The sequence below is a fragment of the Streptomyces sp. NPDC052107 genome (assembly GCF_040680215.1).
GTDB lineage: Bacteria > Actinomycetota > Actinomycetes > Streptomycetales > Streptomycetaceae > Streptomyces.
In genome coordinates this window covers 1-13966 of sequence record NZ_JBFAWG010000132.1, presented here as the reverse complement: position 1 = coordinate 13966, position 13966 = coordinate 1, and the positions used below count along the sequence as shown (strand labels likewise).

Below are 13966 nucleotides of genomic sequence, written 5' to 3'. Positions count from 1 at the left end.
CGACACCTCGAAGCGTGAAGAACGGCCGTCCTGCTGTCCCGAGAACGAACCAAGATCAGCGGGTCAGGTGAACGGCCGAGGTTAAACACCAAGCTAAGGGCAGCGAGGGCGATGACCGCGTCGACGCCGTCGAGCAGGCGGGAATCGAGGGAGCGCGCATCGGCCTGTACGACTCGTAGTCCCGGGTGGCCGAGGCTCGTGGCGAGGGTGTCGCGGCCGAAGTGGAAGACGTCGACAGCCGTGACCTGCCAGCGGGACGCCAGGAGCAGCGGGACGAGCACCGCCCCCACATAGCCCGCCGCTCCTGTCACCAGGACATGCCGCGTTCCGTTCACGGCCGGTGCCTCATGATGCGCTTTTCACCGCTGGGCACCGCTGTCCGCGGTCCACGCGTCCAGGGAGAGCCACATGTCCACGTTGTCGATCAGGCCTGTACGGAATGCGCCGGCTGCCGTGAAGCCGGCTTTCTCGTAGGCCCGGATCGCCCGCGCATTGCTCGTCTGGGTGCCGCCGAACAGCACGACGATGCGGCGACCGCTGCTGCGCAGGAAGGCGAGGGAGTCCTTCAGCAGGGTTGTGCCGAGCCCTCGGTTCTGCAGATGGTCGGCCACGGCCGGGGCGATCCTGCAGTCCTTGTCGTCGTCGAGGATGATGCCCTGGTCCGCATAGCGGTCCTTCTCGGCCTGCGGGATGGCGAACTGGACCAGCATGTATCCGACGATGCGTGGCGTGCCCGGGGTCGTGTCCCTGGCGGCTTGATCATCGACGTGCTCATGGGCCAGGACGATACGCAGGGAGCGTGTGTCGTCGTCGATCCTTGCGCAGATCTCGGCGGCGTGGGCGCGGGTCAGGGGGTGGGGGTTGTAGCGCTTGCGTGTCTGTTCGGACAGCCCCTCCAGGAACTCGCCGAAAGCGGCGGCGTCCGTCCGGGCCAAGGGGCGTACCACCACCACCTGTCCGTCATGGGAGGTGATTGCCCGTGCTGGGAACGATGCCGCATCAACTCCGTCCATGCACGGCATCGTAATCGGACTTCTCCGGCACGGGTCCATATCTCTGATTCAACGTCAAAATCCAGTTACCGTAGGACAAGCGAGGGGGGGGTGGTCATGCCTGGTGACACGGCTGGGATGGACCCTCTTGAGGCGCTCCGGCAGGCGATCGCCAGCCGGACCGCCGTCGTGATCATCGACAGCGACACCTCGCTCGCCTTGAGCGGTGGCTGCCCCGAGGCGGCCTGGCCGAGCCTGCTGAGGTCGCTCATCGACTGGTGCGAGGAGCACGTCACCGAACTGCCCGGAAGCTGGGCCGAACATGCGCGAGCGGCTCTGCACTGGGGTGCCGAGGGCGAACTCAGCGCGTACGCGCTCGTCACCGACCGGGTGACCGACCAGCTCGGCGGCCGCGACGGCGACGCCTACGGTGCCTGTCTGCGGGCAACGCTCGGCAGGTTGCCTCTCGCGCAGACCGAACTTGCCGCAGCGCTGGAGGAGCTACGGGTCACCCTGGTGAGCGTTGCCCAGGACGATCTTGTCGAGCGCGCGCTGGGGCTGCACGGACCGGCCGTGACCTGGCGGGATCCGTACCTCGTACGTCAGGCCATGGAGTCCGAGGACACGGCGCTGATTCATCTCTACGGACGGTGGGACAGCCCCAGTTCGGTGCTGTTCGGGGTTCAGGAGCCCGAACAGCTCTTTGGCGGGGCGGCCGAGACTCTGCGTCGACTGATCGTCGGGGACCGCTCACTCGTCTTCGTCGGCTCGGGGGCGGACCCGGCTTTACGGGTGGTTCGCGACTGGTTGCTCCAGGGTGCGCCCGGCACCGTGGGGCGACACTACTGGCTGTGTCCCGAACACGCGGGTGAGCGGGCGCGTACCGAGACCGCTGAGACGACTGTGACACCGATTGTGTATCACGAGGGCGAGTCCACCCCCGGTCAGGCCACATCCGGGCTGGTCGAGCTCCTGCGCAGCCTGAGGCCGCCCGCCGGCGTGCCGGGCCAGGGGCGCGGCGCAGCCGACAACATAGCGGCCGAACCCAAGCCCATCATTGGCCGGGACGCGCTTCTCGACGAGATCGAGGCGGCCTTCGTGCCCGCCTCGCACACCCCGGCCGTCCTGGTGCTGCGTGGCGCGATGGGGGTTGGAAAGACCCGCCTCGCCCGGGAGTCCGTACTCCGCCGTCGGCCGAGTGGGGACAATGTGCGCTGGTGGATCCCGGCAGAACACGTCTCGGGCGCCGAGCAGGCGTACGCGGGCCTCGCCTCGCCACTCGGCCTGGCGGTCATCAACGACATCGCCCGTACCTGCCAGGCGGTGCGGGCGCGGCTCGAGGCGATGGACGGCTGGATGCTCGTCTTCGACAACGTCGAGAGCGTGGAGTCGATACAACACCTCGTCCCTGCAGAGGGATCGGGACGCGTACTGTTGACGACGAGGCTCTCGCAGAACGAGATCGCAGGGCAGTACGCCACCTTGACGGTGCCGCCGCTCGCTGTGCCCGACGCGGTTGCCCTGCTGTGCGCCAAGGATGAGTCGCGGGACCAGGGCATCACGGCGGACCGTGCGGCAGATCCTCCGCGGGCTGGGGCCGGATTCGTCGATGAGGCGGTCGAGCTTCTCTGCCGCGAGCTGGACTGCCTGCCGCAGCAGCTGATACCGGCCCGCGAGGAACTGGCCAGAGGCACCCCGGCCCGTAGGCTTCTCGCCGAGGTGCGCCGCCGGCATGCGGGCCACAGCGAGGCGGCCTCGTACGCCATAGCCGTCGACCGACTGAGCACGATCTCTTCTCAGGCCCTCGATCTGCTGAAACTGTGCTCCTATCTCGGCCCTGGCCACTTCGACCTGGCACTGCTCATGGATCCCGCCGGCCGGGCCGGGCTTCCTGACGGGCTGCGCACCGCGCTGCGCGATGATGGACGGGTCGGCGAACTCGTCAGGCACATCGTCTCGACCGGACTCGCGGACGAGAGCGACGACGGCCGGTTCGAGCTGCACCGTCTGGTGCAGCACCATGTCCGGACCCAGCGGCCGCGGGAGGGTGGTCCCAACTGGCATGACATCGCCGTGACCTTCCTGCTCGCCCTCTTCCCCGCCGACCCGGCGAACCCGGAATCCTGGCCGCGCTGCGCCGATCTCCTCGAACACGCTCTGAGCGTGGGCGGGGCACGATTGTCCGGAACCCGGCCAGGACCACGTCAGGTCGAACTGCTCAATCGCTGCGGCGTCTACCTTTTCGGGCGGGGCGCCTACGGTTCGAGCGCGGCCATCTTCCGGCGGGCCGCCGCCATGCTCCGTGCGCTCTTCGGCCAGGACGCCAACTATGCCGCAGCACTCTCGAACCTGGGCCTGTCCCGGCTGAACGAGGGGCTGCTGGAGCGCAGTTGTCGCCTGCAGAAGCGCGCCCTCGACATCCGCAGGAGTGTGCACGCCGCGCCAGGCGAGCTGGCCGCCTCGTACAACAACCTCGGCTGCGCTCTGCGCGAACTGGGTGATCTGCGCGGCGCGGAGCGGGCGCTGCGCGCAGGGCTGGCGTTGGCGGAACGCGACAGGGCCGAGGTGCCCGCCACGCGCCCGAAGATCCTCAACAATCTGGGGGTCATCCACATGCAATTGCGGATGTCCGACTCCCTGGACTTCTTCGAGCAGGCCCTGACACAAGAAGCCGCCCTGCCCGGCGACCGGCGCCTGGAAATCGCCATCACCACCAATAACCTGGGCATCGCACACACGAGCCGGGGCGAATACCCGCAGGCGGAACGCGCCCTGGGGGAGGCGCTGGCCCGGTTCAAGCAGGTGCTGCCAGATGACCACCCCGACTTCGGCAGTCTCTACAACAATCTGGGCCTGACCCTGCGCGGGCAGGGCCGCGCCGCGGAATCCCTGCCGTACTTCGAGCGCGCGCTGGGCATCGAGCGCCGATTTTTCGGCGGACAGCATCCGGAAGTGGCCGCCACCCTCATCAACATCGGAGTGACTCTGCGTCATCTGCACCGCTACGCAGCGGCATACCTCCACCAGGAGGAGGCGCTGCACATCTTCGAGGCGGCATACGGCGGCAGCGAGCACCGGCTGCTCGCCTCCACCCATGGGGCGATCGGCAACATGCTGCGCCGGCTCGGGGACGTACCGGCCGCCATCGAGCACCACCGCAGAGCGCTGGAGATCGAAAGCCGCGCCTATCCGCCGGGAGACTACGAACTCGCCGGAACACACGACAACTTGGGGCGTGCGCTGCGGCATATGGGTGCCGTCGACGAGGCGGTTGACCACTTCCGCCAGGCGCTCGACATCAAGCGGCGCCACCTTCCCGAGGACGCTGTGGAGACGGCGAAGACCTGGGACAACCTCGGCGTCGCCTATCGCTTCCAGGGCGAGGCGGCCCGGGCCGTGCACGCCCACGAACAGGCCTTGTACATCCGGCGCCGCCACTCGGCCCAGGGCGATCCCCGCCAGCTGCACTACTCCTTGGTCGCCTACGCCCTGGCCAGTCGACAGCTCGGTCTGCACGATCAGGCCCAACGGGCTCTTCGGGAGGCCGCGGACATGGAGGCATTGTGGTGACCGCGACACCTGGCGGCACCTCCGAGGGCCCCCGGCGCCCGCTGTTCGATCCGCCGCTGCGACTCGTCCAACCACCGCGTCCTGTCAGCCCCGAGACGGTGGTGCACCGGCTGCTGGGGGTCCTCGAATCCGGGCTCGTGAAATGCGGCAATCAATGGACCACATTGCTGGAGCAGGAGCTGAGGTTGCGTGCAAAGGTCGACGAGAGCCGTGAACTCGTTCTCACCGTGTCCGGGACCGTGGCTCTACGGCTCGCCGCGCTCGCGCTAGCCCATGGCCGAAGGCGCCCGCACCGACGCAGCACCGCCGTGCTGCCCTCGTTCACCTTCGCCGCGACCGGAGAGTTCCTGCGCCAGCTGGACTACGACCTGCTCTTCTGTGACGTCGACACGAAAACGTGGACCCTCGACCCGCAGCGCCTTGAGGACATTCTCCGAGCGCGCCGCGTCGACTTGGTGGTGAGCGTGGACGCACTCGGCCATCCGGCGGACTACCCGGCCCTGACCCGGCTCTGCGGCGAGGCGGGGGTCCCGCTGCTCGCGGACTCGGCGCCGGCTCTCGGCGCATACACCGGGGGCATGCCCGTGGGTACCCAGGCCGATGCCCATGCCTTCTCGCTCAGCATGGCAAAGGTCGTCTCCGCAGCCGGGGCAGGCGGCTTCGCGGTCCTTCCGGCGGGGAGCCGCGACCGCCTGGGGCGAGGGGCGAACTGGATCCGATCCTCCCTGATGACCGAACCGAACGCGGTGGTCGCCCTCGACCAACTCCCGCATATCGACGCCATGTTGGCGCGCCGCTCCGCTGTCGCCGCCGTCTACGACGACTTCGCCAACACCACGCCGGGTGTCATTGCGCAGCATGTGCGGACCGGTGACCGGCACAGTTGGGTGCACTGGGTGATGCGCTGCCCACCCCCGTATGCCCGCGACGAGATCGCTGAGCGCATGCACCGGCTCGGCATCGAGACGAAGCCCTACTACGCACCACCGCTGCATCGGCTGCTCGGCGAGACCGCCATCCCCGCGGCGCCGCTGCCGGTCACCGAGACGCTGGCACGCGAGGTGCTGGCGTTGCCGATGTCATCGGAGATGAGCGTGGCCGACGCCGAACGCGTGGTGGCCGGACTGCGCGACGTGCTGGCCGACCTGAAGGGAGGGTGACCCTACATGGGGGTATCCGAGGAATCCAAGGGCAAGATGAAGCAGGTGCTCAGCGAGATCAGGGTGGCGAGCAGTCCGGCCGCGGGCCCGGAGCCCGTCAAGATCTTCGTGTCGTACTCACAGGAGGATCTCGACCTCGTGACGGTCCTCGACCGCCACCTGAGCGCGCTACGGCGGGAAGGACTCATCTCACTGTGGATCGACCGTGAGATCGGTCCGGGGCAGGAGTGGCGCGAGGCCATCGACCAGAACATCAATGATGCCGCGATCATCCTGCTCATGATCAGTTCCAGTTTCATCGCGTCCGAGTACTGCTGGGACGTCGAGCTGCGGCAGGCCCTGGAACGACACGCGGCTGGCAGCGCCCGCGTCATCCCCGTCATCCTGCGGGACTGCGACTGGCATCACCTGCCCTTCAGCAAGCTCCAGGCGCTGCCCACGGCTGCCCGCCCCATCGTGAAATGGCCCGACCCGGACTCTGGGTTCGCCGACGTGAGCCGGGGCATCCGCCGAGCGGTCCTGACCCTACGCGACTGATCCATGGTGGAACACGGCATGGGCGCACCCTTCAGATGTCGGCTTGCGATACCGACCTGAGCGTGCCCTACGCACGTATGCCGGTGCTCAGAGGCGGCGTGTGCGACGCGAGAGTCGGCGGGCAGAGGATGGTGGCTCGATCTGCCCCGATAGACTGCGCCATGTCTTCAACCCATCGGCTCCGTCCGGTAGTTGCCATTGTGGGCAGCGTTTCGCCTGACCGCTCTTTCACGCCGCCCTTGAAGGCGGTCGACCAGGCGGAGGAGGCCTGCCGCCTGCTGGGGCAGGAACTGGCGCGCGCCGGCTGCGATCTGGCGGTCTATTCCAGCAAGTCCACCTATATCGAATGGCACGTGGTCCACGGCTATGCCCAGGCGTGCACGTCCGATGCACCCGGCCGCGTGGCTGCCCATCCCGCACGCCACCAGGATGTGGACTTCGCTTTGCCGGAGGGCAGTTGCGTCACCCTGGATCTGATTCGTGACACCACCGGCGAGTGGGAGGTGTCCTACTACCGCACCCTGCTGGAGTGTGACGGTGTGCTGCTGGTGGGGGGCGGGCAGTCGACGCGCATCGCCGGGATCATCGCCATCTCCCAGCATATCCCCGTAGTGCCGGTGGCCACGTTCGGCGGGGGAGCGGGCCAGGTGTGGGTGAATCTCGACAAGGTCCGCAATGACGCGGACGACGACGACATCGCGCTGATGGGTGACGATTGGCGCCCCGGCTCGGCTTCACGGTTGGTGGCGTGCTTGCTGGCGCAGCGCCGACGCCGGCAGGAGGCGCAAGAGCAGGCACGGCGAGAGGCCCGTTCGGGAGCCCGGCGTCTGAAAAGCGGTCTGACCGCGGCGGTGCTGTGCCTGTTGGGTTCCTTGGGGCTGCTGGTCGGCGCGGGCGGCCCCGGCCCGGCCAGTGCCCAGCGCCTGGCCGCCCTCGTGGCCGCTCCGTTGCTGGCCGCGGTGGGCGGGGCGCTGATCCGGCACACGTTCGAGACCGGGTCGGGGTGGCTGCAGGCGGCAGTGCGCGGGCTGGGTGCCGGAGTGGTCTCGGTGCTGCTCTACTGCGCCTCTCAGCTGCTGGCCCTGCCGGATCTGCTCGATCACATCGACGTGCGCCGCCTGCTGTTCTTCACCGTGCCCCTGGGCTTCAGCGCCGGTTTCACCTTCGATCTGGTCTTCGAGCGGATGAGGGCGGGCGCCGTGCCCGTCACGCCTGCGGGCGCGGATCCCCTGGCGTCACCGGCTCAGACGCCTTCCGCCGATCCTGGCTCGCCTCCACGGTCGTAGGACCTCCTCCGTCTCGGAGACGGCGGACTCTCCCAGACCGGCTCCAACATCAGCTCACCGGGCCAGCGAGCAACGTCGCCCGATCGAAGCCCACATCAGTCGCGCACGAGCAGCCCGCATCGGGCCAGCCACAGGGAGAGCTGTTCTGGTGACGATGCTGGCGTCGGGGCTGCACAGCCACAGGACGGCTGCTGCGACCTCGTCCGCTCGCCCCAGTCGGCCGATGGGCTGTTCCTTGATGATCCCCGCCATGGCCTCGGCCTGGTTCTCGACCATGTCGGCGACCATCGGGGTGCTGATGACGCCGGAGCACACGGCGTTGATGCGGATGCCCCGGGGCGCATATGTCGACGGTCATTTCGTTCGGCTCTGAACCACTTCTTGTGAGGCGGTGACACGGCGTCACAACCGGCTGGCGGGATGGCCGTTCGTGTGATTGCAGCGTTCTCGACGTTCCCCACGGCCTTCGCCCATCTGTCCTCCGCGGTGGTCGACGAGGTTAGAGCAGATGGCGGCGGGATAGTACTCACGGCACGGACGGTGACGCGCGAGGCGGCCTGTCCGGACTGCGGCGCCGTGTCCGCCCGTGTCCGTGGTGGCTATCGGCGGCGCCTTGCCGACCTCTCGGCGGCCGCACGTTCACGGGGTGCTCCACTCGCGCAGTGCCTTGAAAACGGAGTCGCTGTCGAACTCGTGGCCGCCGGTGCGGCCGCGGCGAGGTCGAGAATGCGCTGGGTGGTCGTCATCAGGCCAGTATGCCTTTGGGAAGATCGGCGGCACCCGGATCGGTGCGGAGCGCCGCAGCCGTCGCACGGCGCGCGAGAGCTGCGGCGGGCCAGGCCGGGATCCTTGCGGCGCTCTTTCTTCAGGGGCCGCTTGGACCTGTTCCTGGAGGGCCGTGAACTCCGGGCCGCGTCCGGTCAGACGACTCCCCGGTCCGGCGCCCCACACGTCGCGGCGTGCCGAATCAGGTCGGTGATGCGCCCGTCGGCGCGGAAGCTGTCGTCCCGAGATTGCGCGACCTCGGCGTACAGGTCGACCAGATGTGGCCCCGGCCGACACAGAGCAGCACGTCCGGGCGGGAGGCGAAGACGCATAGCTGGCGCGAGCGGCGAGAGGTGCTGGCTCAGTCATCCGCGCCGGGCACCGAGTCGCTCTGCCCACCTTCACTGCCGAGCCGGGCGGCCCCGACGAAGACCGGCTCAAGCTCCTCGCCAACTGGGCAGCCACCTCCGCCGACCACCCCAGCCCACCCGCCACCCGCAGCGGACGCCGGGACGGAAGCACCAACACGTGGGGGACGGCGCCCGCGGGGAGGGGGACTCCTCCTCGAACGCGGCGAGGACGGGCCGGTCCGCGGCCCGGGTGGGGCTGGTCTGTGGCGGGTTGGTCGAGGCAGTAGGAAGCCCTGCCCGTCCACCTCGGCGGGGGCAAACAGGTGGGGCCGCACCGGGAGGGTCTACCAGCGGATGGTCTGCGCTTCGGGAGTGATGTGGATGGTGCACTGCTCCAGCGGCGGCGTACCACTGGCGCGCCAGCGGCCGAGTTGGTCCTCGACGGCATCCCACAGCAGATCGGGGCCGTCCTGGCGGACGGTCCAGCGGCCGTCCTGTTGGTACAGGGAGGCCCAGGAGCCGGAGTCGACGTCGATCAGGACGTGTTGTTCTTGTCCGTCCTGCGTGAGCGTCAGGCGCTGAGCGTCTGGTACGGCGGCCTGTACGACGAAGCGCGTCGTCCAGTCGTCCAGGACGTCGGCGCCGATGATGGCTTCCCGCTCCACGCCCGTGCTGAGATCGGGCAGGAGACCGAGCGGGGGTGGCAGCTGTGGGCGGGCGAGCATGAAACTGACCTGCCCGCCCAGCAGCGGGCCGGACGCCGTGCCGTCGTCGTGGACCGTCAGCCGCGCCAGCTCCGACGCTGCGAGCCAGCCGCCGACGGTCGCCAGGATGATGCCGCCGGGCCGCGTCTGCTCGATCCACGCTGCGGGCAGCGTGCGCACCCCGCACGTGGCGATCACCCTGTCGTACGGTGCGCCCTCCTCGTAGCCGAGCAGGCCGTCACCGGTGACGAGGGTGGGATACATGCCGAGCCGGGCAAGGACGGTGCGTGCCCGAGAGGCCACGTCCTGGTCGTACTCGATGGAGGTGACACGTTCCTCGCCGAGGCGCGCGCACAGCAGCGCAGTGGAGTAGCCGGTGCCGGTGCCGATCTCCAGTACCCGTACATCCGGCTCGACTTGGAGGGCTTCCAGCATCCGCAGGACGAGGGAGGGCAGGGTGCTGGAGCTCGTTGGCTGGCGCATGATCTGTCCCCGGATGTCCGCGGGCGCGATCGTTCCGGCGATCTGGGTCACCAGTGACTCGTCCGTGTAGCAGGCCTTGAGCCATCCCGGGCCGTCGTTCAGGACCGGCGCCCACGCCGCCGGCACGGCGCGCTCGATGCGGCGGAAGAACCCGCCGCGCAGGAACTCGTGCCGGGGGACGGTCTCGGCCGCGCGTTTCCACGGTTCGGTGCGCAGGCTGCCATGGGCAGTCAGGGTGTCGATGAGCTGCTTGTGCAGCAGGGCCTGATCGGTCACTTCGTCCTCTCCAACAGGTCTGCCAGGGCGGCGAGCATCGGCAGGCCGGTCTCGGTTTCCAGCCAGTACCACTGGCCGGAGGGGTTGCACTCCAGGAACCACCATCGCCCGTCGTCGCCGACGCAGAAGTCGAAAGCGCCGAAGAGGAGCCCGAAGCGGTCCATGTAGCGGTGAAGGGCCGGTTCGATGCTTGGAGGCGGAGCGACCGGGGTGTAGGTCAGCCGGCTGTAGTCGGTGCGCCAGTCCAGAAGGTCTGAGTCGATGCGGACGCAGAAGACGCGGGAGCCGATGACGGTCACGCGCACGTCGGCCGTCTTGGGCACACGCTGCTGGAACAGATGCGCCGTACCGGCCGCGCGGTCGTCGATGTCCTCGGGTGTCACCTCGGCGACCTTCACGACGCAGGCGGCACCGTCGACCAGGTAGACGGGGTTCCACAGCGGCTTGTAGACGATCGGGGCGTGCCGCTTGATGAAGGCGCGGGCCGCGTCCGGGCTGGAGGTGATGAGCGTGGGCGGCACGTCGAACCCGGCAGCGGCGGCCGCGGCCAGCCCGGACGGTTTGAACTCGGCGTCGCCGATGCGGTGCGGGTGGTTGACGTACAGGCAGCCGGGCAGGGAGGCCAGCACCCCGCCGAGCCCGTACCGGGCCTGGGTGAGGGCGAACCGTGCGTCGTACTCGCTCAGGTGCGGGAAGGCGAACCCTGTGGGTCGCCGGTAGTAGAGGGAGCGGACGGCTGCCAGGTCGGCGGTGCGGGACGAGGTGTGAATGAGCCCCTTCACGCCGTGCGAGGTGATCTCGGCCTCCACCGACAGTGATGCGGGAAAGTCCCCGGAGTCGAACCGCACGACCGGGACGCCCCGGTCGTGCAGCTCGCGTATCACCACGTCGGCGGTGGGGTCGTACAGACTGGTGACGACCAGCACCGGACGCGAGTCATTCACTGGTCGCTGTCGCTGCCCTGGTCGGAGTCGGTGTTGCCCTGGCCCTGCCCGTCGGGGCTGGTGCCCGTGGCCGGGGCGGTGCCGGTGCTGGTGCCGTGCCCGGGCGCCTCCATGACGTGCCCGGAGGCGTCGAAGAACACGGCGGTCTGGGTGGCCGGGTCCAGCATGACGCGCGCGTAGTCCGGCGCCATGGTCGGGTACGGGGCCATGCGGCCAACGCCCCAAGGAACATGGGTGGCGAAGCCCTGCGGGACCGCGGGGCTGGTGGGCATGCGGTCGGCGTGGACGAACATCTCGTCTCCTTCGTGTCGAAAGTGGTGGGCCCGCCCAGGTAGCGGGCGTGGACTGTGCGGCCGGCGCTGGGGCCAGTCAGCGGGGTGACCCCAGCGCCGGCACTTCCGCCCGTGCCGACTGCCTGGTCAGGAGCGGGCGGAGCTTGTGAGCGGCCGTGGTGGCGCCGCTTGTTCGTGCAGCGTGAGGAGTGAGCGGGTCAGGGATGCCAGATCGTCCAGGCGGTCAGCCCGACGCGACTCGGTGACGGTGACGCCGAGGGCGCTGTGCGTGCGGCGCACGACGTGCTCCGCGGTATGCCACCACTCGCCGCGCATGTGCGGCATCTGGCCCTCGACCTCGGGCAGGAGCAGCGCGGCGTGCCCGCGCAGCAGCCCCGCCAGATGTGCCCGCCGCTCCTGCGGCAGGTGCCCGGTGGCCAGCAGCACCGTGTTGTAGCTCTGGCGGATCAGGCCAGCGTCGACGGGTGCCGCCTGGAGGTCATTGGATGCGTCGTGCGTGTTCACTGGCACGTCCCGGCAAGGGCGAGGTGGCACCAGGTGGTGGCCCCCTCATCGCTCGTTCCCCATGTGCCGCCGTGCGCGTCGGCAAGGTGGTCAACGAGGAACAGGCCGCGGCCGCGCTCGGCGTCGCTGGCGGCGTCGCTGTCGGCGTTGTGCACCGTGAAATCGCCGGGCGTCTCGTCGTGCACGGCGATGTGCAGGAAGCCGTCACGGATCGCGAGAGTGAGGGTGACCTGTGATCCGCTGCTGTGCACGATCGCGTTGGTGACCAGCTCGGACACGATGAGCGTGGCGTCATCGACCAGGTCCGGCTGGCCGCAGCAGCGCAGCCAGGCCGCGGTGACCCGGCGGGCCATCTGCACGCGGCGGGCGTCCGGTTCGGCGACGTCTCGCCTGTTGCTGCCGGGGGAGACGCAGAAGCACACGCTCATCAGGTCTTCGGCCACGCGGAGGCGCCCACGCTCTATGCAGGGCCCGCCGGTTGGCGTCGCCGAGCCAGTTCTCAAGGGTGGTGCGCTCGTCACCGCTGCTCCCAAGGCCGAGATCAGTCGCTTTACTCGTAAGAGGTAATCGCGCGGTCACCGTCTGCGGGTACCGTGGGCGGTAGGTGCGACCGTGAACACCGTGAACGCCATGGAGCTGTCGGGAGTTGAGACATGGCCACGAGGAAGCGCACGCCCAATCCAGCCTTGGACAGGCTGCTTGAGCAGGCACGTTGGACGCGCACGCAGTTGGCGCAGCAAGTCAACCGGCTCGGCCCGCAGGCCGGACTGCAACTGACGTACGACCGGACGGCCGTCGCGCACTGGATCGCTGGTACGCCGCCGAAACCCGAGGTCAGGCCTTTGATCCTTGAAGCGCTGTCCGCCCGGTTAGGGCGACCGGTCACTCACACGGAAGCCGGGCTTCAGCCCGCCCGTCCCGGAGCCGGATGCGAACCAGTCGACACTGTGGAGGAGTTGATCGACCTCGGAAGGGCGGATATGGATCCATCCCGTCGCGGTGTCCTGGCCGCGACTTTGTTCTCTGCCGCGCTGACGGTGCCCGCGTTCAGCAGCAGCGCCCGGGCCGCCGACGACCCGGTCACCCCGGGCAAGGCCACCACCCGGATCGGCACCTCCCAGGTCGCTTCGGTGCGCTCAATGACGGAGCGGATCGCCGACATCCTGGACGAGTTCGGCGCCGGCCACGCCCGCCCCATGGCGGCGGCGTTCCTCGTCAACACGGTCGGCCCGTGGCTCAGGGCGCAGGCCTCCGAGCCGGTGAAGCAGGACATGCTCGCCGCCGCGTCCGACCTGACCTACCTGACGGGTTGGATGGCCATGTACGAGAAAGCCCACGGCCTGGGGCAGACGTATTACACGACGGCGCTGAAGCTCGCCGACGAGGCGGGTGACCATCTCACCTACTGCCGGACGCTGCGTGGCATGTCCCTCCAGGCGTCGAACCTGCGGCACGGCCGGATGGCACTTCAGTTGGCGGACTCGGCGGCCGAGGCGGCACCGTCGGCCGGCCCCCGCCTGGTGGCATTCCTGCGGGGACAGCAGGCACACGCGGCCTCCATAGTCGGGGACCGGCGCCAGGCACATACACGGCTGCGCGAGGCCGAGGCGGCGCTGGCGAAAGCCGACAACCGACGTGATGCGATCGGCGGTTACGACCAGACCGCCTACCTCTTCCACGTCTCCCACGTGCTGATGGAAGAGGGCGACCTGCCGGGCAGCATCGGGGCGATGAAGCAGTCGATCCGCGTGCAACCCGCGCAGGAGCGGCAGGGCCGCGTCCACGCATACGCGGTCCTCGCGCAGCGCCAACTGCGGTACGGGCACGTGGAGGCCGCATGCGAGTCGTGGGCTCGGTTCCTGGATGAGTACGAGCACGTCTCATCCGTCCGCGGCGACGACCACTTTGCCACGATGCGCACGGACCTGGCGCCGTACGCGAAGACGCGCGCGGTCAAGGAGCTCGCTGGGCGGGTCCGGCAGGTGGCTGCAGCCAAGGCCTGAAAATGGGCTCTCCTGCCGTATGTGTGGGTGCCCTGAGCTGCCCCGATACGGGAAACACGCCGTCTCCTGTGATCCTTGAGGTGTCTAGGCTCAAGTTGG

The 13966-nt window shown here is 69.1% G+C and carries 12 protein-coding genes and 1 pseudogene; 5 read left to right on the top strand and 8 right to left on the bottom strand.

Annotated elements, in window-relative coordinates; genetic code table 11:
* Together AB0M27_RS43745 and AB0M27_RS43740 are read right to left on the bottom strand one after the other, a co-directional pair.
* Positions 1 to 335 (bottom strand): NAD-dependent epimerase/dehydratase family protein (locus AB0M27_RS43745; protein WP_365731161.1); only part of this gene is annotated, 335 nt, incomplete at its 3' end.
* A 24-nt stretch (positions 336 to 359) separates the two neighbouring features.
* Positions 360 to 1013, bottom strand: a complete 654-nt coding sequence (locus AB0M27_RS43740; RefSeq protein ID WP_365731159.1) for a GNAT family N-acetyltransferase — start codon at positions 1011 to 1013, stop codon at positions 360 to 362.
* A gap of 117 nt (positions 1014 to 1130) precedes the next feature.
* On the opposite strand from AB0M27_RS43740, the gene AB0M27_RS43735 reads away from it, so the two are divergent.
* From AB0M27_RS43735 to AB0M27_RS43720, 4 genes are all read left to right on the top strand, one after another.
* A complete protein-coding gene (locus tag AB0M27_RS43735) occupies positions 1131 to 4562 on the top strand; it encodes a tetratricopeptide repeat protein (RefSeq protein WP_365731157.1) in 3432 nt (1143 codons plus the stop codon).
* Positions 4559 to 5722 (top strand): DegT/DnrJ/EryC1/StrS family aminotransferase, encoded by a 1164-nt coding sequence (locus tag AB0M27_RS43730; protein ID WP_365731155.1) that lies wholly within the window; start codon positions 4559 to 4561, stop codon positions 5720 to 5722. The genes AB0M27_RS43735 and AB0M27_RS43730 overlap by 4 nt, the downstream gene beginning before the upstream one ends.
* A gap of 6 nt (positions 5723 to 5728) precedes the next feature.
* Positions 5729 to 6259, top strand: a complete 531-nt coding sequence (locus tag AB0M27_RS43725; RefSeq protein ID WP_365731153.1) for a toll/interleukin-1 receptor domain-containing protein — start codon at positions 5729 to 5731, stop codon at positions 6257 to 6259.
* Between the two features lie 239 nt (positions 6260 to 6498).
* Complete coding sequence (locus AB0M27_RS43720; protein ID WP_365731151.1) at positions 6499 to 7545, top strand: hypothetical protein; 1047 nt, start codon at positions 6499 to 6501, stop codon at positions 7543 to 7545.
* 54 nt (positions 7546 to 7599) lie between these two features.
* Here AB0M27_RS43720 and AB0M27_RS43715 read toward each other — a convergent pair.
* From AB0M27_RS43715 to AB0M27_RS43690, 6 genes and pseudogenes are all read right to left on the bottom strand, one after another.
* Positions 7600 to 7890 (bottom strand): annotated as a pseudogene (locus tag AB0M27_RS43715) (SDR family oxidoreductase); the annotation flags it as partial.
* Between the two features lie 1114 nt (positions 7891 to 9004).
* On the bottom strand, positions 9005 to 10123 hold the full coding sequence (gene tgmC / locus AB0M27_RS43710) for an ATP-grasp peptide maturase system methyltransferase (protein ID WP_365731149.1): 1119 nt from the start codon (positions 10121 to 10123) through the stop codon (positions 9005 to 9007).
* On the bottom strand, positions 10120 to 11067 hold the full coding sequence (gene tgmB, locus AB0M27_RS43705; RefSeq protein WP_365731146.1) for an ATP-grasp ribosomal peptide maturase: 948 nt from the start codon (positions 11065 to 11067) through the stop codon (positions 10120 to 10122). Before tgmB ends, tgmC begins: the two co-directional genes overlap by 4 nt.
* Positions 11064 to 11360 carry a putative ATP-grasp-modified RiPP gene (gene tgmA, locus AB0M27_RS43700; RefSeq protein ID WP_365731145.1) on the bottom strand — a complete coding sequence of 99 codons (297 nt, stop codon included), beginning with the start codon at positions 11358 to 11360 and terminating at the stop codon, positions 11064 to 11066. The genes tgmB and tgmA overlap by 4 nt, the downstream gene beginning before the upstream one ends.
* 126 nt (positions 11361 to 11486) lie before the next feature.
* Positions 11487 to 11864, bottom strand: a complete 378-nt coding sequence (locus AB0M27_RS43695) for a hypothetical protein (protein WP_365731143.1) — start codon at positions 11862 to 11864, stop codon at positions 11487 to 11489.
* Positions 11861 to 12307, bottom strand: coding sequence for an ATP-binding protein (locus AB0M27_RS43690; protein WP_365731141.1), 447 nt, complete (start codon positions 12305 to 12307; stop codon positions 11861 to 11863). Before AB0M27_RS43690 ends, AB0M27_RS43695 begins: the two co-directional genes overlap by 4 nt.
* Positions 12308 to 12517: 210 nt before the next feature.
* Between AB0M27_RS43690 and AB0M27_RS43685 the strand changes: the two genes are divergently transcribed.
* On the top strand, positions 12518 to 13867 hold the full coding sequence (locus AB0M27_RS43685; protein WP_365731139.1) for a hypothetical protein: 1350 nt from the start codon (positions 12518 to 12520) through the stop codon (positions 13865 to 13867).
* The last annotated feature ends 99 nt before the right edge of the window (positions 13868 to 13966 follow it).

Coding starts and splice junctions, on each gene's coding strand:
- AB0M27_RS43735 (WP_365731157.1), top strand. CDS start 1,131: ATGGACCCTCTTGAGGCGCTCCGGCAGGCGATCGCCAGCCGGACCGCC.
- AB0M27_RS43685 (WP_365731139.1), top strand. CDS start 12,518: ATGGCCACGAGGAAGCGCACGCCCAATCCAGCCTTGGACAGGCTGCTT.
- tgmA (WP_365731145.1), bottom strand. CDS start 11,360: ATGTTCGTCCACGCCGACCGCATGCCCACCAGCCCCGCGGTCCCGCAG.
- AB0M27_RS43740 (WP_365731159.1), bottom strand. CDS start 1,013: ATGGACGGAGTTGATGCGGCATCGTTCCCAGCACGGGCAATCACCTCC.
- AB0M27_RS43725 (WP_365731153.1), top strand. CDS start 5,729: ATGGGGGTATCCGAGGAATCCAAGGGCAAGATGAAGCAGGTGCTCAGC.